The following is an 18,665-nucleotide window of genomic DNA, read 5'->3' as shown; positions in this document are numbered from 1 at the left end:
GTACAGCGCGAAGCGCTGGCTGGATAGACCTAAACCGGTGTCCAGTTTTACTTGACCACTTCACGCTGCGAAACCGCTTTCTGGCACACCAGTGGTTGCGGGAACAGATCATCCAGGCGGTTTGAAACCTGTAGGAGCGAGCTTGCTCGCGAACCTTCTGAGCCCACCTTTCGCGAGCAAGCTCGCTCCTACACAAAGACCGCAAAGTGGTGGAGGCCCCGCTGGAGCTACCGGGCTACGAGATGGCCATGCTCTGACACGAACGCTCCCACCGAGACCCGGCGCACCAGTGGTTGAGGGAACAGATCATCCAGGCGGTTTGAGACTTGTAGGAGCGAGCTTGCTCGCGAACCTTCTGAGCCGACCTTTCGCGAGCAAGCTCGCTCCTACACGAAGTCCGCATTGAAGGCACAGAGCAGCGGCGGTGCACGGACAGCCCCCTCTCCCGCTGGGGTGAAGAGGCACGCTTTCGGAAGCACCGCTTCCGGTGCCGATGAACGCCTGAGCGCGAAGCGATCAGGCTGGGGCGCAAAGCGGGGTTGGGGTGAGGGGGCAGGCCGGCTCGGTGCCTGCCTATTTCGCGAATGAATTCGCTCCCACAAGGGAATGTGGTGCAGGAATGTCAGAAACAACAACGGGAGCCCTAAGGCTCCCGTCGAGGTGAATCATCAGTGCGGCTGGTTCAGGGTCAGGCGCATTTGGCGGTTCACATCCTTGTACAGCAGGTAGCGGAAGCGACCAGGGCCACCGGAGTAGCAGGCTTGCGGGCAGAAGGCGCGCAGCCACATGAAGTCGCCGGCTTCCACTTCGACCCAGTCCTGGTTCAGGCGATAAACCGCCTTGCCTTCCAGCACGTACAGGCCGTGTTCCATCACGTGGGTTTCAGCGAAGGGAATCACGCCGCCCGGCTCGAAGTTGACGATGTTGACGTGCATGTCATGACGCATGTCGGCCATGTCGACGAAGCGGGTGGTGCTCCAGCGGCCTTCTGTATCCGGCATCACCTTCGGCTCGATGTCCTGCTCGTTGGTGACGAAGGCTTCCGGCAGCGGTACGCCGTCGACTTTCTGGTAGTGCTTGCGAATCCAGTGGAAGCGGGTGTGCTGACCGGAGGTGTTGCGCACCTTGTAGTCGGCACCCGGCGGAATGAAGGCGTAGCCGCCCGGCAGCATGGTGTGGACCTGGCCTTGCAGGGTCAGGGTCAGCTCGCCTTCCACGATGAACAGCACCGCTTCGGCATTGACGTCCTGCTCGGGCTTGTCGCTGCCGCCATTGGGGGCGAGTTCGACGATGTACTGGGAGAAGGTTTCGGCGAAACCGGACAGCGGGCGGGCGATGACCCACATGCGCATGTTGTCCCAGAAGGGCAGGTGGCTGGTGACGATGTCACGCATCACGCCCTTGGGGATAACGGCATAGGCTTCGGTGAACATCGCGCGGTCGGTGAGCAGCTCGGTCTGTGCCGGGTGCCCGCCGTGCGGCGCGTAATAGGTGGATTTGGACATGGGGCATTTCCTCATTGTTGTCATGCTGCCTGGCGCGCATGGCGCCGAGGCGACAAACCGTGCAGATCGGTGCGCCAGGGGGAGGGCGCGGCCGTCGCTGAAAGCCACGATATCCAGCGGCGATTTCATGCACAAATTAAATGTTGGAATCCGCCGTATTCATTTTTCGAATGTGAGTGCGGCTGACGCTCAGCCCCGAGTGTCCTGGGCCAGGACCCGTGTCAGTACGCGCGCGAGCTCCTGCACCATCGGGTCCGCGGCAGGGCGATGGAGCAGGGCCACTTCGAACATATCCACAGCGGGTAGACCGGTGTTCTTCGGCACCACCGCGTGGCCTGCCGTGACCGCGCGCAGGGGCAGCAGGCCGATGCCCATGCCGTCGGCGATGGCCGACTGAATGCCGGAGAGGCTCGAACTGGTGAAGCTGATGTGCCAGCGGCGGCCCACGGATTCGAGGGCGCTGATCATCTCGTCGCGGTACACCCCGCGTGGCGGGAAGGTGACGATCGGCAGCGGGTCGAGGTCGATGCAGGGGTTGTTGGCGCTGTCCACCCAGCGCGTCTTCTCCGGCCAGCAGGCCACCGCCTCGCGGCTGTTCTGGCGCTGTTTGAGCAGCACCAGATCCAGTTCGCCACGGTCGTAGCTGGCACTGAGGTCGCGGCTGAGACCGCTGGTGACCTCCAGTTTCACTTGCGGGTAGCGCCGGTTGAAGGCAGCCAGTTGCTCGGTGGTGCGCCCGGTCGCGAAGTCGTCCGGCACGCCGATGCGTACGGTCAGCGCCACGGTGGCACCGGAGAGCGCCTCGGCCATTTCGTCATTGAGGGCCAGCAGGCGTCGTGCATAACCCAGCAAGGTGTCGCCAGCATCGGTGGGCAGCACATCGCGGTTGCCGCGTTCCAGCAGGCGATGCCCGGCCATTTCTTCCAGACGGCGAATCTTCTGGCTGATGGTGGATTGGGTCGAATGCAGGCGGGTGGCGGCGGTGGTGAAACTGCCGCAGTCGGCCACCGTGACGATAGCTCTCAGCAGGTCGAGGTCGAACAGGCGGCTATTCGATTTCTCACTTTCACTCATGGCGGTATCGGATTTGTGAATGATTATTCAGCTTTTAGCAGCTCACCTTCGTCCCGGCAATCCAGCCTGCAGCCTGCATTGAGTGCCCGGAACGATCAGGCCTGGGGCACCGCAGTGCCCCAGGCCTGGGGCACCGCAGTGCCCCAGGCCTGGGTTGCGGCTAGCTCAGCGGGATTCGATCCTGCTCAGCGAGTGGCCGCGACAAAGATGGAGGCGGCGAGCAATCCCAGGTCCTTGAGGAGGAACTGGCCGGGCGCAACGCTGATGCCTGGGAATCCGACGCTGGGCTCGATCACACCGGGGGTCGAGAACATGAAGCTCAGCGTGGTGAAGAACAGCCCGGCGGAAAGGGCACCACCCACCAGCGAAAACTTCGGCGACAGCAAGCGTCCCGCAATCAGAAGGCCAATGGACACTTCGAGGAACCCGAGCAGGGTGGAGAAGGTCCGCACGCTGAACAGGTCATAGAGCCAGCCCAGCAGCGGGCTGTTGCTCACGAGCGGGACCAATCCTTCTGCTTCGTACTGGGTGAATTTCATGCCGCCGAACCAGAAGTAAATGACGGCGAGGGCGAAGTAGGTGCCGTAGATTCCGACAGCGGTGGTGTAGGACCCGAGCGACAGTCTGTTGGTTTGGGCGTGGCTGGCTTGGCTGGTGATATCGAGCGTTTTCATGATCTGGCTTCCCGTAACTTGGCTAAGGGTGTCCCGGCAATCTGGTTGAGCGGCCATGGGACAAGGGTTCAACGTGCAACCTGCGTGGGAACGACCGAGTGCTCGTTCCGCGCCCCTCACGCCAGGGGCCATCAGTTTCCGATGAGTCATCTCCTCCTGATCCCACGCGGTTTGCGTTGGGCGTGGAGAGAGTGTTGCCGGGTACGCCAAGCGTTTGGGTACAGAACGTATGAGGTTTGGTGCAGATCGTCTAAAGCGAGCGGGAATCCCCTGCCGGCCGCGACGCTGGCGCAGTGCCCAGCCCTGGGCTTCGCTTTCCGATAAGGGGACCGGCAGATCGGTCCGGCCTTGAGAGGAGCATTGCCATGAGCGGGCATAGCGAACTGCTGGAGCGGGTACTGGTGGCGCATGGCGGACGCGAGCGTTGGAATGCGTTCACCCGGGTGGATGCCAGCATCGTGACGGGCGGTTCGCTCTGGGGCATGAAGGGGCTGACGCAGGACAGCGAACCGCGCCGCATGACCGTCTGGTTGCATGAGCAGAGGGCCTCGGTGATGCCGTTTGGCGCGCCTAATCAGCGCACGGCATACACGCCCGGCCGGATTGCGATCGAAACCACCGATGGGCAGTTGCGGGCGGAACGGCTCGACCCACGGGCGTCGTTCCAGGGCCATGGGGAGACAACGCCCTGGGACCCGCTTCACCGCGCCTACTTCAACGGCTACGCGCTGTGGTCATACCTGACCATGCCGTTTCTCTTCACGCTGCCGGGTGTGAAGGTTGAAGAGGTCGCGCCCTGGGATGAGAACGGTCAGCCATGGCGGCGTTTGCGGGTGCACTTTCCAGAGGACGTCGCGACGCATTGCCCGCTACAGGACTTCTATTTCGGCGAGGACTTTCTCCTGCGCCGCCATGACTACAGCGTCGACGTGAGTGGCGGATTGCCCGCCGCCCAGTACGTCCACGATTACATCGAGGCCCAGGGGCTGCGCGTGCCGGGCAAGCGACGGGCGTACCGCCGCGATGCGAATAACCACGCCATCGAAGCGCAGCTGCTGGTCGCCATCGATATCAGCGAACTGCATTACTCATGAGAAATCGATGCTCTGGTCCCAGGGGTCGCTGCTCTTGCCGCGTCTGTTGACTTGCCGGCGGTCCTCCTCGAAGCGGATGGTCTCGCGGCGATCCCCCGTCTTTCGCCGATCACCGCCTTGACGTGTTTCGATCTGGAACTTCGCCTTGCCCCGGGCGGAGGGTTCCGAGGGATCGATGGGCTTCATGCTGAGCTTGTCGAGGTTCGGTTTGTCGTTCGTATTCATCGCTTCACTCCGGTGGGACGCCAACTACCAGAGGGTAGATCGGGGATCGGCCCCACACTTGGGGGATGGAATGAACGGGCGATTGGGGCGCCTATTCGTTGCCTGATTCGCTCCAGTCGACATCGTGCTCGCCGAGGTATGCATCGACTGCCGACCCTACTGTCGGGTGGAACACCTCGGTCCCGATCTCATCCAGTACGCCCAGGCGGTGCATCTTGTCCTTGACCGGGTCCTTCATCTCGGCAAAACGCAGCTCGATCCCCCCTTTGCTTAGCCTCCGCTCCAGCTCCACCAGCATGTCCGCCGAGGTGACGTCGACGCTGGTGACGGGTTCGGCAGCCACCACCACGCGGCGAACCGGAGTGGGTGACTGGGCGATAGCTTCTTCTATGCAGCGCTGGAACTGCTCGGCGTTGGCAAAGAACAGCGGCGCATCCCAGCGGAACAGCAACAACCCCGGCACCTGTCGCGCATCTGGATAGCGCGAGATGTCGTGGTAGCCACGGATGCCCTTCACGCGGCCAAGGATCGCGTGATGAGGGCGCCAGCCGTCCCAGAGAAATTCGATCACCGCAATCAGCACAGCCAGGCCGATGCCGGGGACCGCACCGAGCACGACCACGCCTATCAGGCAAACGATGGACAGCCAGAACTCCCAGCGCTGGATGCGGTGGATACGGCGAAGATCTCTGAGTTCGAACAGCCCGATGGCGGAAGCAATGACCACGGCCGCGAGCGCGCTTTCCGGCAGGTGCTGCAACAAGTTGGGGCCGAGTAGCAACAGCAGCGACACGCCAAGGGCGCCAAATACGCCCGTCAGTTGGGATTTGGCACCTGCAGACTCGGCTACGGGCGTGCGTGAGGAACTACTGCTGATGGGAATTCCCTGGAACAGTCCGGTCGCCAGGTTCGCCACGCCCAGGCCGATCATTTCCTGGTTCGGGTTCACGCGGGTCTTGGTTTTTGCCGCGTAGGTACGAGAAAGCACGCTGGTATCGGCGAAGGCGACCAGGGCCACGGCGAAGCCGCCGATCAGCACGGCGGTCAGGTCTTTCATCTCGATGAGCGGCAGGGCGAAGCTCGGTAATCCCTGGGGTACCTCACCGACCACCTTCACGCCGTGGCTGGCTTCCAGGCCGAATGCACCCACTACCAGGGTGGCCGCCACGACCGCAATGAGAATGCCGGGTACGCGCTCGAAGCGTTTGAGCAACAGAATGACGACCAGGCTGCCGGCGCCCACCGCAAAGGCGTACCAATTGGCCTTGCCGTCGAACAGCGCCTGGAACAGCCTCACCACATCACGCAGCGGACCGGCACTTTCAATGGAGATACCGAACAGCTTCGGCGTCTGGCTTATCAACACCGTCAGTGCGATGCCGTTCATGTAGCCGTAGCGAATCGGCTTGGACAGCAATTCCGTCACGAACCCGAGCCGCAACAGGCCCGCACCGATGCAGACCACGCCTGACACCAGCGCCATGGCACTGGCCAGGACGATGGCGCGCTGCGGGTCGCCTCCAGAGAGCGGCAGCACGACCGCAAGAATGATAGCGACCAGTGCCGAGTCCGGCCCGAGCACCATGTAGCGGCTGGGGCCGAACAGCGCATAGGCGAGCAGGGGAACGATGGTGGCGTACAGGCCGTAGATACCGGGAACGCCCGAGGCCTCGGCATAGGCAATGCCGACGGGAATCAGCATGGCCGTGAGGACCAGGCCGGCCAGCAGGTCCCGCGGAAGCCAGCCAGGTTGGTAGTCGTGCAGGAGCTGCAATCCCGGCACCCAGCGCCGCCATCCAGTGGGCGCAGGAGCCGGGGTGCCCGGCGGTGGCTCTGGCGCAGCAGTCTTGCTGGATGGGGGCTGGTTCATGAACCGCTCCTGTTTCGTGTTGGCCCGATGGCGTAAAGCGACATGTCACGCATGCAAAGGTAGACCCGGGGGAGCAGTCGCACCTGACGGCGCGATGGGCAGTGCCTAGACTCATCAGGCACACGCCTCGTCGTATCCGCGGCGGGTAGTCTGGCGTGCCGTCGTCACTACAACCGGCCCATACCGGGAGGAGGCGGGCGTGAACAAGCATCCAATGGCTGGCATCTCGCGGCGGCATTTTCTCGGCGGCGGCGTGGTGCTGCTGGGTGGCGGATTGCTGGCAAGGTCCGCCTTCGCCCAGCAAGCCTGCTCGGTGACCCAAGGCGATATTCTCGGCCCGTACTACCGCTTCGGTGCGCCGTTCCAGTCGCGGCTGGCCGGGCCCGAGGAACCGGGTGAGCGTCTGGTGGTGACGGGCACCGTGCTCAGCTCCGATTGCCGCACGCCCGTCCCGAACGCGCTGGTGGAGGTCTGGCAGGCCAACGGTGCAGGCCTGTACGACACCGAAACCCCCGGCAACTACACCGACAAGGGCAACTTCAAGTTGCGCGGCATGCTCTACACCGACGAACAGGGCAAGTATCGCATCGAGACCGTCATGCCTGGCCGCTACCCCGTTCCGCCGAATCTGCCGGGGCTGGAAAAGTACGGCGGGATCATGCGCCCCGCCCATATCCACTTCCGGATCATGGAGGCGCTCCATGTGCCGGTCACGCTACAGCTCTACTTCAAGGGCGACCCCTTCATCGCCGACGATCCGTGGGCCCATGATCGCTTCACCAACACCATCGAGTTGGAGCAGGACGGTGAGTTGCGCAGGGGCCTGTTCGATATCGTGCTGGCCCGCGGCTTCGGCTGAGTCATGCCCCAGTTGCAGGCGATACTGCTCGATATCAGCGGTGTGCTGTGCGATGGCGAACAGCCCATTCCTGGCGCCGTGCAGGCCGTGCGCCAGTTGCAGGACAGAGGCTACCCCCTGCGGCTGATCACCAATACCTCGCGCCAGGGCCTGACCACCATCCAAAGACAACTCAAGGCCATGGGCTTCGAGGTGCAGCCGGAGCAATTCTTCACTGCGCCCAGGGCCGTGCGTCGTTACCTGCAGGACCACGGGCTGCGCCCGTTCTGCCTGATCCATCCGGGGCTGGAAGAGGAATTCGCCCAATGGCTCGATCAGGCAGACCCGGATGCCGTGGTCGTGGGTGATGCAGAAATGCGCTTCGACTATGAACACCTGAACCGCGCCTTCCAGTTGCTGATTGGCGGCGCGCCCCTGATCTGCATGGGCGACAACCGCTACTTCCGTGCCCAGGGCGCCTTGCATCTGGATGCCGGGCCTTTCGTGCGGGCCCTCGAATACGCCGCAGGCACCACGGCGCTGGTGCTGGGTAAGCCATCTGCGGACTTCTTCGCCAGCGCGCTGGACGATATGGGCGTGCGTGCCGATCAGGCGTTGATGATTGGTGACGATGTGGTGGCTGACATCATCGGTGCCCAGGCTGCTGGCCTGCACGCTTGTCTGGTGCGAACTGGCAAGTATCGGCAAGGGGATGAGTCCCAAGCTCCGGAGGCCCTGGTGGCCGCCGACCTGGCGGAGGCAGTGGCGCGGTATTGCTGAGCGGCGGGTTGGGCCTTGCTATCACGGAGCTACCGGTCGGAATACCTATTCATTCATTCCGGGTAATAGGTCAGAAAATTCATGAAGTAAGGTGCGATCCCGGTGCTGAGCGCTTTGCGTGATCTGGCCAGGCGAACGAAGGTTCTGGAGGAACTCCATCACCCTCGACGCGATGGGTTTCGTGCCTCAACCCATCCTACGTGGAGCCTGATCAGACTTTGGACGTAGGTTGGCGCGGGCGGCGTTCCGCTAGAGCGAAGCGAGACCCAACGTGAGCACCTGATGTGTTGGATCGAAGAAACCGTCGCGGGCTGTCACACAATTACGTAAACGTCGCGCTCGAACTCGAGTAGCTTTACGCCGTTTATGTAATCGAGAGTTGAACAATGGATATCTTCGACCGTTTGAAGGCCGCCGCGCCTGCCGACTGGAAGAGCTATGTAGATCATGCATTCGTGCGCCAGATGGCAGCCGGGACGCTGCCGCAAGCTGCCTTTCAGACGTATCTGGTGCAGGACTATCTGTTCCTGATCCAGTTCGCCCGGGCCTGGGCACTGGCCGCCTACAAGAGCCGCACTCCGGCGGATATTCGGGCGGCGCAGGCGGGGCTGGCGGCCATCCTCGACGAGACCGACCTGCATGTGCGGTTGTGCGCGCGGTGGGGGCTTTCGCAGGAAGACATCGAGTCGGCGCCGGAGCACCAGGCGACCGTGGCGTATACCCGCTTCGTACTGGATTGCGGCGCTGCAGGAGACCTGCTGGAACTGCACGTGGCCCTGGCACCCTGCGTGATCGGCTATGCCGAGATCGGCCGCAACCTGACGCCCGACGGCGTTGCAGCGCTGGGTGATCATCCCTATCGCGAGTGGATTGGCGAGTACGCAGGCGAGGCGTATCAGGGCGTGGCCGCAGCGGCGCGCAAACACCTCGATGACCTGGCGGCGCGCAGCATGACGGAGCGTCGTTTCGAGGAACTGGTAGACGTATTCGCGAAGGCATCGCGCCTGGAAGCGGACTTCTGGCAGATGGGCTTGGCAAGCGCGCAAGCCTGATCAGAGATATGGCAGCCACTGATGCGGCTGCCATCCAGGCAGCTTCAATCGTCTCTGACGAACCTCTCCCGAAACCTGTCGTGAAATGAAAAGTGCCTGACAGCCAAAGCGAAGTCGGGACGAACCGTCATTCCTAGGATCTTGAGCACCAGGCCGGAGCTGCATCACGCAGCAACCTCGCCTCTGCACACCAGTGTCCCTTGGCGCCTGTCGAGGCCGGGATTCCCTGGTTCCCACAATCCGCAGCGTTGCTCGAATCAGGAATACAGATGCGCCAGAACTTGCCGATCACCCAACGGGAGCGCAGCGTTCCCGATCACCAGCATCTGACTTCGGCCACCGATTGCCGCGGCATCATCACCTACTGCAATGACGAGTTCTCCGCTGTCAGCGGCTTCAGCCGCGAGCAGCTGATCGGCAGCCCACACAACCTGATACGCCACCCGGACATGCCCGAACAGGTGTTCGGGCAAATGTGGGACTACCTCAAGGCTGGCAAAAGCTGGATGGGCATCGTCAAGAACCGCTGCAGCAATGGCGATTTCTATTGGGTCAACGCCTATGTCACGCCGATTCTCGAGGCGGGGCAGGTGGTGGGTTACGAGTCGGTGAGGACCCGTCCTGACGCCAGGCAGGTGCGCCGCGCCGAGCGGCTTTATGCGCGACTCAATCGCGGGCGGGCGGCAAATTCCCCGGGAGAGCGACTGGGCGTGGCTGCGCGCTTCTTGCTGCTGCCAGTGCTCGGCGCGCTGCTGGGCACGACCCTGTACGCCAACGGGCATGCGGGGTTCGGCATCGCCAGCGCGCTGCTGCTTACCTTCGCGCAAACCCTGGCCACCCTGGGTTTTGTGAAGCGTGCCTTATCGCGGGTGGCACAGGCCGCGCCCAAGGCTTTCGCCAGTGACTTGGTGGCCCGCACCTATACCGATGACACCGGTGCTGTGGCCAGCTTGCAGCTGGCGCTGATCAGCGAGGGCGCGCGGATTCGTTCCGCGCTTTGTCGGCTAGGCGATTTTGCTGACCTGACCGGGTGTTTCTATCAATCCCAGCTCAGCGCGCCGCCGGTCTGGTATTCAATAACGCGAGTTTCGAAGAAGTTCTTCTCTTTCTTCAGGTCCATGATTTCGGACATCCACGGGAACGGGTTGCTGGTGCCCGGGTATTCCTCTTTCAGGCCGATCTGGGTCAGGCGGCGGTTGGCGATGAATTTGAGGTAGTCCTCCATCATCGCGGCGTTCATGCCCAGTACGCCGCGCGGCATGGTGTCGCGAGCGTATTCGATTTCCAGCTGGGTGCCCTGCAGGATCATCTGGGTGGCTTCGTCCTTCATCTGGGCATCCCACAGGTGCGGGTTCTCGATCTTGATCTGGTTGATCACGTCGATGCCGAAGTTCAGGTGCATGGATTCGTCGCGCAGGATGTACTGGAACTGCTCGGCAGTGCCGGTCATCTTGTTGCGGCGGCCCATGGAGAGGATCTGGGTGAAGCCGCAGTAGAAGAAGATGCCTTCCAGTACGCAGTAGTAGGCGATCAGGTTGCGCAGGAACTGGCGGTCGGTTTCCGGGGTGCCGGTTTCGAACTTGGGATCGGAGATCGAGCGGGTGTACTTCAGGCCCCAGGACGCTTTCTTCGCGACCGAAGGAATCTCGTGGTACATGTTGAAGATCTCGCCTTCATCCATGCCCAACGACTCGATGCAGTACTGGTAGGCGTGGGTGTGGATCGCCTCTTCGAAGGCCTGGCGCAGGATGTACTGGCGGCACTCGGGGTTGGTGATCAGGCGGTACACGGCCAGCACCAGGTTGTTGGCAACCAGGGAGTCGGCGGTGGAGAAGAAGCCGAGGTTGCGCATCACGATGCGGCGCTCGTCTTCGCTGAGGCCGTCCTTGCTCTTCCACAGGGCAATGTCGGCGTTCATGTTCACTTCCTGCGGCATCCAGTGGTTGGCGCAACCATCCAGATACTTCTGCCAGGCCCAGTCGTACTTGAAGGGTACGAGCTGGTTGAGGTCGGCGCGGGCGTTGATCATCTGCTTGTCGCCAACTTGCACGCGCGCGGCGGAGCCTTCGAGGTCGTCCAGGCCTTCCTGAATGTCGAGGGCGTCCAGGGCCTTCTTGGCGCGGGCTACGGCGTCGGAGTCGTCGGCCGATACGGCGCGGGCGTCTTCAACGGAGCCGGCGGCTTCGTCGTCGAGCTTGTCGATGGTCTTGGCTGCGGCCTGGGCAACGGCGGATGCTGCCTTGGCTTCGGTGGGGTCTTCTTTGTCGAATTCGTCCCAGCTGAGCATTGTTCCTCTCCTGGTCTGCGGGCCGGTCTGTGCCGGCCTGGGTGTTTGGGTGCGTGGATGGATGCACGCGAAAGCGTTGGATCAAGGACGGGGCGGTGGGCTGCCCTGGCCTGTGCACACCCGGTTTGTGGGTGTGATTGTTCGGATATCGGTGCTGCCTTTTTTACCCTCTCCCCCGGCCCCTCTCCCGCAAGCGGGAGAGGGGAGGGAAGAGCCCTCTCCCTAAGGAGAGGGGGAAGCGGCCTTATTGGCAGGCTTCGCAGTCCGGGTTATCGATGGAGCACGCGCTCGGTACCGGAGCCGGTGCCGGCGCTGCAGCCGGGGCGGCTTGCAGGGTGTCGCTGCCACCTGCCGATACGGCGTTCAGCTTGCCGGTGTTGATGGTCGACTTCTCGGTGCTGGTGGCGGCCAGGGCGCGGAGGTAGTAGGTGGTTTTCAGGCCACGGTACCAAGCCATGCGGTAGGTCACGTCCAGTTTCTTGCCCGAAGCGCCGGCGATGTAGAGGTTCAGGGACTGGGCCTGATCGATCCACTTCTGACGGCGGCTGGCTGCGTCGACGATCCACTTGGTCTCGACTTCGAAGGCGGTGGCGTACAGGTCTTTCAGGTCTTGCGGGATGCGCTCGATCTGCTGCACGGAGCCGTCGTAGTACTTCAGGTCGTTGACCATGACCGGGTCCCACAGGCCACGGGCTTTGAGGTCGTGTACCAGGTAGGGGTTGATCACGGTGAACTCGCCGGAGAGGTTCGATTTCACGTAGAGGTTCTGGTAGGTCGGCTCGATGGACTGCGATACGCCGGTGATGTTGGCGATGGTCGCGGTCGGCGCAATGGCCATGATGTTCGAGTTACGGATGCCTTTCTGTACGCGGGCACGTACCGGAGCCCAGTCGAGGGATTCGGTCAGGTCGACGTCGATGTACTTCTGGCCACGGGCTTCGATCAGGATCTGCTGGGAGTCCAGCGGCAGGATGCCTTTGGACCACAGGGAACCATCGAAGGTCTCGTAGGCGCCGCGCTCGTCGGCCAGGTCACAGGAAGCCTGGATGGCGAAGTAGCTCACCGCTTCCATGGACTTGTCGGCGAACTCGATGGCCGCGTCGGAGCCGTAGGCGATGTGCTGCAGGTACAGAGCGTCCTGGAAGCCCATGATGCCGAGACCGACCGGACGGTGCTTGAGGTTCGAGTTGCGAGCCTGCGGAACCGAGTAGTAGTTGATGTCGATAACGTTATCGAGCATGCGTACTGCGGTCTTGACGGTCTTCTCGAGCTTGGCGGTGTCCAGCTTGCCATCGACGATGTGGTTGACCAGGTTGACCGAGCCCAGGTTGCAGACCGCGATCTCGTCCTTGTTGGTGTTCAGGGTGATCTCGGTGCACAGGTTGGAGCTGTGGACCACGCCCACGTGCTGCTGCGGGCTGCGCAGGTTGCACGGGTCCTTGAAGGTCAGCCACGGGTGGCCGGTCTCGAAGAGCATCGAGAGCATCTTGCGCCACAGGTCTTTGGCCTGGATGGTCTTGAACAGCTTGATCTTGCCGTACTGGGTCAGGGCTTCGTAGTACTCGTAGCGCTCTTCGAAGGCCTTGCCGGTCAGGTCGTGCAGGTCCGGTACTTCGGACGGCGAGAACAGGGTCCACTGGCCATCGTCGAACACGCGCTTCATGAACAGGTCCGGAATCCAGTTCGCGGTGTTCATATCGTGGGTACGGCGGCGGTCGTCACCGGTGTTCTTGCGCAGCTCGATGAACTCTTCGATGTCCATGTGCCAGGTTTCCAGGTAGGCACAGACAGCGCCCTTGCGCTTGCCACCCTGGTTAACGGCGACGGCGGTGTCGTTCACCACTTTCAGGAACGGAACCACGCCCTGGGATTTGCCGTTGGTGCCCTTGATGTAGGAGCCCAGCGCACGGACCGGGGTCCAGTCGTTGCCCAGGCCACCGGCGAATTTCGACAGCATGGCGTTGTCGTGGATCGCGTTGTAGATGCCCGACAGGTCGTCCGGCACGGTGGTCAGGTAGCAGGACGACAGCTGCGGACGCAGGGTGCCGGCGTTGAACAGGGTCGGGGTCGACGACATGTAGTCGAAGGAGGACAGCAGGTTGTAGAACTCGATGGCGCGTTCTTCTTTCTGCTTCTCTTCGATGGCCAGGCCCATGGCCACGCGCATGAAGAAGACCTGCGGCAGTTCGAAGCGGATGCCGTCCTTGTGGATGAAGTAGCGGTCGTACAGGGTCTGCAGGCCGAGGTAGGTGAACTGCTGGTCACGCTCGTGGTTGATGGCCTTGCCCAGTTTTTCCAGGTCGAAGGTCTTCAGTTGCGGGTCGAGCAGTTCGAACTCGACGCCTTTTTCCACGTAGGCCGGCAGGGCCTTGGCGTAGAGGTCGGCCATCTCGTGGTGAGTGGCGCTCTCGGCAACACCGAGGAAGCCCAGCGCTTCGGCGCGCAGGGTGTCCATCAGCAGGCGGGCGGTGACGTAGGAGTAGTTCGGCTCGCGCTCTACCAGGGTACGGGCAGTCATCACCAGGGCGGTGTTGACGTCCTTCTCGGCTACGCCGTCGTAGAGGTTCTTCAGGGTTTCACGCTCGATCAGCGCGCCGTCGACTTCGGCCAGGGCTTCGCAGGCTTCGCTGATGATGGTGTTCAGGCGGCCCATGTCCAGCGGCTGCTGGCTACCATCGGCGCGGGTGATGCGGATGCTCGGGTGCGGCTGGGCGACGTCGCTGCCAGCGCCACGCTTGGAGCGCTCCTGGGCGCGGGATTCGCGGTAGATCACGTAGTCGCGGGCGACTTTCTGCTCGCCGGCGCGCATCAGGGCCAGTTCGACCTGGTCCTGGATTTCTTCGATGTGGATGGTGCCGCCGGAAGGCATGCGACGCTTGAAGGTCGCGGTGACCTGTTCGGTCAGGCGGGCGACGGTTTCATGGATACGCGAAGAAGCAGCGGCAGTACCGCCTTCCACTGCGAGGAACGCCTTGGTGATGGCAACGGTGATCTTGTCGTCGGTGTACGGGACGACGGTGCCGTTGCGTTTGATCACGCGCAGCTGGCCGGGCGCAGTGGCGGCCAGATCCTGATTGGAATCTGCTGCCTGCGGCGCTGCGGCCTGCGGGTTCTCGCGAGTGGTGTCGGTCTGCATGGGGTTCTCCATGTTCTGATTTATGTAAGGGCGCCCGAGTCGCCTTCATTCCTTTTCACAACGCGATACGCACGGCAATGCGCCGGACGCGAAACGTGGAGCTACGAGGCTGAAGGACAGGACTCAAGTGCCTTCCTGGCCCTACAAGTCAAACGTCACGGTGTTAAAGCGCCGTGACAAACACAATACCTAGTGGTGGGCGTTGTTCACGCCGCACCGGCTTCCGGCCCCCAGTCACGTTCTTTGTGTCCTGGGCCAGCACCATTCGCCTGGGGCGGATGGTGGGTGAATTACCGCAAGTTACGCACCGGTGGTCAGGCCCTGAAAAAGCCTTTAGCGCTTGATTCTAATTGTGTCCGGTGGTACGCCCTCACCCCAATATGTAGGGGCTGGGCTTGATGGGGGTACAAGATAATGCGCTGTTGGGGGTATTGCAAGGCGACCCACAACATCTAGCCTGTGGATAACTTGTGGGTGATTTGTGGGTGACTGCGGAGTAACGGAGGCAAAGGCCCGGTGGCTCTAGGCTCTGCCGTTCGTCGCCGCCGAAAGGACGTTTTTCGAGGTGCGGCGGCGCTGTCGATGGCGTCGCAAGCTAACACAATATCTTGTGTTTTCGTATCTGGTTGGCATGCGCTGTGCTATCGGTCCGGCATTGCTACAATGCGACCCTTTTCATGATGGTCTGGACGCTGTCTACGGGAGTGTGTGGTGGAGCAAGAAGCCTGGCGAATCCTCATAGTCGAAGACGATCAGCGTCTGGCCGATCTGACGCGCGAGTACCTGGAAGGCAACGGCCTGCAGGTGGCCATCGAGTCCGATGGCGGCCAGGCGGTGGCGCGCATTCTCAAGGAACGCCCCGATCTGGTGGTGCTGGACCTGATGCTCCCGGGCGAGGATGGCCTGTCCATCTGCCGCAAGCTGCGCGGCCAGTACGAGGGTCCGATCCTGATGCTCACCGCGCGCACCGATGACATGGACCAGATCCTCGGGTTGGAGCTCGGCGCCGACGACTACGTCTGCAAGCCGGTACGCCCGCGTGTGCTGTTGGCGCGCATCCGTGCGCTGTTGCGGCGCACCGAGGCGGTGGCCGAAGCACCTGTGGCGGAGAACCAGCGGCGTTTGGAGTTCGGCCCGCTGGTCATCGACAACGCCATGCGCGAGGCCTGGCTCAGTGAGCGCAGCATCGAGCTGACCAGCGCCGAGTTCGACCTGCTCTGGCTGCTGGCGGTGAACGCCGGCCGCATCCTGTCCCGCGAGGAGATCTTCAACTCTCTGCGCGGCATCGAGTACGACGGCCAGGATCGCTCCATCGACGTGCGCATTTCGCGTATCCGCCCGAAGATCGGCGACGACCCCATGCACCCGCGCCTGATCAAGACAGTGCGCAGCAAGGGCTATCTATTTGTAAGGGAGGCCGCCGAAGGCCTCTGACGGGCCGAGCGGCGGCCCGCTGCGTCCGGGCGACAGTCCATGAACTCGATCTTCCTGCGTATCTATGGCGGCATGCTGGTGACGCTGGTGCTGGTGGCGCTTCTCGGCGCGTTCACCATTCACCAGGTCAACGAGGTGCGCTCCGACCAGTACCGCGAGAGCCTCGCTCGCGGCACCTTCCGCCTGATGGCGGACAATCTCCAACCCATGAACGAAGTGGAGCGCCGCCGCGCGGTAGTGCTCTGGGGGCGCCTGCTGGGCATTCCCCTGAAACTGGAATCCATGGACGCCTCGAAGCTGGACAGCAGCGCGCGCAGCCGTCTGGTGCGTGGCCAGGTGCTGGTTGAGCAGACCGGTCCGCATGCCGCGCGGGTTTATGGCCTCATCAGCATGAGCGAACGCTTGCTGCTGACCGGCGAGGTGGAGCAGATCAGCGAGCAGTTGGCGCGGGCCACCGTCTATCTATTGATGGATGAACTGGTGCGTTTCCCGGTGAACGAGCAACCTCAGCGTCTGGCGTCGCTCAAGGAGAACAAGCAGTTCGGTTTCGACCTGCGCCTGATCCCGTTGAGGAGCGCCGATCTCGACATCGACCAGCGCCGCCGGGTGGATGAGGGCGATACGGTGATGGCCCTGGGCAAGGATGGCGATTCCATCCGTGTATTCGCCGGGATGGTGGATACGCCCTGGGTGCTGGAGATGGGCCCGCTGCACCAGATGAACCCTTATCCACCGCAGATGCTGGTGCTGATCGGCTTGCTTGGGTTGACCCTGATCGGCCTGACCGTCTACTTCCTGGTGCGGCAGCTGGAACATCGTTTGATGGGCCTGGAAAGCGCCGCCACCGACATCGCCCAGGGCAAGCTGGATGCGCGGGTGCCGGCCAGGGGCGCGGACTCAGTAGGACGTCTGGCGGCGGCGTTCAATGGCATGGCCGAGCAGTTGCAGCGCCTGTTGATGCTGCAGCGGGAGCTGATCCGTGCCGTATCCCACGAACTGCGCACTCCGGTGGCGCGGCTGCGTTTCGGTCTGGAAATGATCGCCGACGCCGAGAGCGAGGGTGCCCGGCGCAAGTACATGGATGGCATGGACAGCGACATCCAGGAGCTGGATAAGCTGGTGGACGAGATGTTGACCTACGCGCGCCTGGAACAGGGCTCGCCGGCCCTGCATTTCCAGCGTGTGGACCTGGATGCCCTGTTCGACCAGGTGATCGCCGAGCTTTCCCATTTGCGCGCCAATGTGCGTATCGAGCGCGGCCTGTGCCTGAACGTCGGCACTGATGGTGCCTGGGTCGAGGCTGAACCGCGCTACCTGCATCGCGCCCTGCAGAACTTGGTGAGCAACGCCATGCGCCATGCCGAGTCGCGGGTTCAGCTGAACTACCAGATCGGCCACAAGCGTTGCCGCATCGATGTCGAGGACGATGGCCCCGGCGTGCCGGAAAGCCAGTGGGAAAAGATCTTCAAACCCTTCATGCGCCTGGACGACAGCCGCACCCGCGCCTCCGGCGGTCATGGGCTGGGGCTATCCATCGTGCGACGCATCATCTATTGGCACGCCGGTCGCGCGCAGATCGGTCGCAGCGAGACGCTGGGTGGCGCGCGCTTCAGCCTGGTGTGGCCGCGGCGGCAGAGCGAGGCGGAGACGCTGTAACACTGCCCGTCTGGGCACATCTTGTGGGGGCGAATTCATTCGCGATGCAGTCCGAAGGGCTGCCCTGCAAGGTTGAATGGGGCAGCTGCGCTGCCCTAAGCGATTGAAATCGCCCCCACAGGGATTTCCACCAGCTTCAGGCCGCAACTGCCACCAGGCTCAGCAACCGACCCTGGAAGTCGCAATACCAACCTTCCAGCTCACTCCCGGTCTTCCACTCCGCCGACAAGTCGATCAGCAACCTCAGGCGCGCGCGGGCGTCATCGCAATCCAGCAGCTCCGCATCGTGGAAGTAGAAGCGCATTTGCACGATGGGGTAGAGGGCCTTGAACAGGCTTTCCTTGATGGAGAAGGTCAGGGTGATGCGCCGGGCCTGCTGGTCGGGCGTGAGGCCGTCCATTCGTTGCAGTTCGGCGGGGGTGAGGATTTCTTCCGCCAGGCGCAGGGCGCGTTCGGCGGAGATGGGTTCTTCCAGGTCGAGGCCGAGGCCGCGCCATTGCTTGTCATGGGCGACCAGGGCGGTGGCCAGGCCGTGGCTGTGACTGATGGAACCGGTGATACCGGCCGGCCAGACCGGTGCACGGTCTTCCCCGAGGGCGGGCACATCGGCGCGGCCGGTCAGGGCGAGGAGGGCCGCGCGGGCGCAGAGGCGGCCAGCGAGGAATTCCGTCTGACGTTTGGCCACCGAGCGCTGGATATTGGCCGGCGCGGCAATGGCGCTGCGCGGAAAGTCGTCGGCGCCGAGCAGGGCCGGATCGAAGCGGCAGGAACGCATGACCACGCCCGGCAGGGCCTCAGGAAAGGGCCAGCTGGTGTCGAAAGGGCTGCAACAAGCGGGGTGGTTCGAAGTCATGGCGGCATTCTGCCCGGCGTCGTCAGAATCGGCCAGCGGAGCAGCCGTTTACATATGTTTGCAAATGGCAAACAAAGCGAAACGGAAGCTATGCCCCGGTTTTTGCCAGACTAGCCGGGCGTTTCTTCTGGAACGCAGGTGAGGTTGTAGTCTGGAAGCCTGGCAGTGCCGGTTCCGGACATTTTCT

13 protein-coding genes and 3 pseudogenes are annotated in these 18,665 nt (G+C 62.8%); 8 read left to right on the top strand and 8 right to left on the bottom strand.

The window, feature by feature from the left end; genetic code table 11:
- Nucleotides 1–203: 203 nt before the first annotated feature.
- Nucleotides 204–323: pseudogene (locus E8E95_RS03465) on the top strand (LysR family transcriptional regulator); the annotation flags it as partial.
- A 345-nt stretch (nt 324–668) separates the two neighbouring features.
- Here the strand turns inward: E8E95_RS03465 and E8E95_RS03460 are convergent.
- The 3 genes and pseudogenes from E8E95_RS03460 to E8E95_RS03450 form a co-directional block, all read right to left on the bottom strand.
- Nucleotides 669–1,505 carry a bifunctional allantoicase/(S)-ureidoglycine aminohydrolase gene (locus E8E95_RS03460; protein WP_280348126.1) on the bottom strand — a complete coding sequence of 279 codons (837 nt, stop codon included), beginning with the start codon at nt 1,503–1,505 and terminating at the stop codon, nt 669–671.
- A gap of 189 nt (nt 1,506–1,694) precedes the next feature.
- The gene (locus tag E8E95_RS03455) at nt 1,695–2,579 is read right to left on the bottom strand and encodes a LysR family transcriptional regulator (RefSeq protein WP_280348124.1); all 885 of its coding nucleotides are present in this window, start codon (nt 2,577–2,579) and stop codon (nt 1,695–1,697) included.
- Nucleotides 2,580–2,744: 165 nt separating this feature from the next.
- A pseudogene (locus E8E95_RS03450) lies at nt 2,745–3,253 on the bottom strand (DUF417 family protein).
- A 365-nt stretch (nt 3,254–3,618) separates the two neighbouring features.
- On the opposite strand from E8E95_RS03450, the gene E8E95_RS03445 reads away from it, so the two are divergent.
- Nucleotides 3,619–4,347 carry a hypothetical protein gene (locus E8E95_RS03445; protein WP_280348122.1) on the top strand — a complete coding sequence of 243 codons (729 nt, stop codon included), beginning with the start codon at nt 3,619–3,621 and terminating at the stop codon, nt 4,345–4,347.
- On the opposite strand, the gene E8E95_RS03440 is transcribed toward E8E95_RS03445, so the two are convergent.
- Together E8E95_RS03440 and E8E95_RS03435 are read right to left on the bottom strand one after the other, a co-directional pair.
- Complete coding sequence (locus E8E95_RS03440) at nt 4,342–4,572, bottom strand: hypothetical protein (protein WP_280348121.1); 231 nt, start codon at nt 4,570–4,572, stop codon at nt 4,342–4,344. The genes E8E95_RS03445 and E8E95_RS03440 overlap by 6 nt on opposite strands.
- Nucleotides 4,573–4,663: 91 nt before the next feature.
- Nucleotides 4,664–6,442, bottom strand: coding sequence for a SulP family inorganic anion transporter (locus E8E95_RS03435; protein WP_280348119.1), 1,779 nt, complete (start codon nt 6,440–6,442; stop codon nt 4,664–4,666).
- 199 nt (nt 6,443–6,641) lie between these two features.
- Here E8E95_RS03435 and E8E95_RS03430 point away from each other — a divergent pair, with 199 nt between their 5' ends.
- From E8E95_RS03430 to E8E95_RS03415, 4 genes and pseudogenes are all read left to right on the top strand, one after another.
- Nucleotides 6,642–7,301 (top strand): twin-arginine translocation pathway signal protein, encoded by a 660-nt coding sequence (locus tag E8E95_RS03430; RefSeq protein ID WP_280348117.1) that lies wholly within the window; start codon nt 6,642–6,644, stop codon nt 7,299–7,301.
- A gap of 3 nt (nt 7,302–7,304) precedes the next feature.
- Entirely contained in the window at nt 7,305–8,060 is a 756-nt protein-coding gene (locus E8E95_RS03425) for a TIGR01458 family HAD-type hydrolase (RefSeq protein ID WP_280348115.1), read from the top strand.
- A gap of 386 nt (nt 8,061–8,446) precedes the next feature.
- On the top strand, nt 8,447–9,112 hold the full coding sequence (gene tenA, locus E8E95_RS03420; RefSeq protein ID WP_280348112.1) for a thiaminase II: 666 nt from the start codon (nt 8,447–8,449) through the stop codon (nt 9,110–9,112).
- 269 nt (nt 9,113–9,381) lie between these two features.
- A pseudogene (locus tag E8E95_RS03415) lies at nt 9,382–9,711 on the top strand (PAS domain-containing protein); the annotation flags it as partial.
- A gap of 440 nt (nt 9,712–10,151) precedes the next feature.
- Here the strand turns inward: E8E95_RS03415 and E8E95_RS03410 are convergent.
- A complete protein-coding gene (locus E8E95_RS03410; protein WP_280348111.1) occupies nt 10,152–11,399 on the bottom strand; it encodes a ribonucleotide-diphosphate reductase subunit beta in 1,248 nt (415 codons plus the stop codon).
- Between the two features lie 244 nt (nt 11,400–11,643).
- Nucleotides 11,644–14,535 (bottom strand): ribonucleoside-diphosphate reductase subunit alpha, encoded by a 2,892-nt coding sequence (locus E8E95_RS03405; RefSeq protein ID WP_280348109.1) that lies wholly within the window; start codon nt 14,533–14,535, stop codon nt 11,644–11,646.
- 711 nt (nt 14,536–15,246) lie between these two features.
- On the opposite strand from E8E95_RS03405, the gene E8E95_RS03400 reads away from it, so the two are divergent.
- On the top strand, nt 15,247–15,969 hold the full coding sequence (locus tag E8E95_RS03400) for a response regulator (RefSeq protein WP_280348107.1): 723 nt from the start codon (nt 15,247–15,249) through the stop codon (nt 15,967–15,969).
- A 39-nt stretch (nt 15,970–16,008) separates the two neighbouring features.
- The gene (locus E8E95_RS03395) at nt 16,009–17,625 is read left to right on the top strand and encodes an ATP-binding protein (RefSeq protein ID WP_280348105.1); all 1,617 of its coding nucleotides are present in this window, start codon (nt 16,009–16,011) and stop codon (nt 17,623–17,625) included.
- 136 nt (nt 17,626–17,761) lie between these two features.
- Here E8E95_RS03395 and E8E95_RS03390 read toward each other — a convergent pair whose 3' ends face one another.
- Nucleotides 17,762–18,478 carry a 4'-phosphopantetheinyl transferase superfamily protein gene (locus tag E8E95_RS03390; RefSeq protein WP_280348103.1) on the bottom strand — a complete coding sequence of 239 codons (717 nt, stop codon included), beginning with the start codon at nt 18,476–18,478 and terminating at the stop codon, nt 17,762–17,764.
- Between the last annotated feature and the right edge of the window lie 187 nt (nt 18,479–18,665).

The organism is Pseudomonas sp. BN414 (genome assembly GCF_029871275.1).
In the GTDB taxonomy this organism is placed as follows: Bacteria; Pseudomonadota; Gammaproteobacteria; order Pseudomonadales; family Pseudomonadaceae; genus Metapseudomonas; species Metapseudomonas resinovorans_C.
Note: the sequence above shows the minus strand (reverse complement) of the source record. Positions and strands in the feature narration are given on the sequence as shown.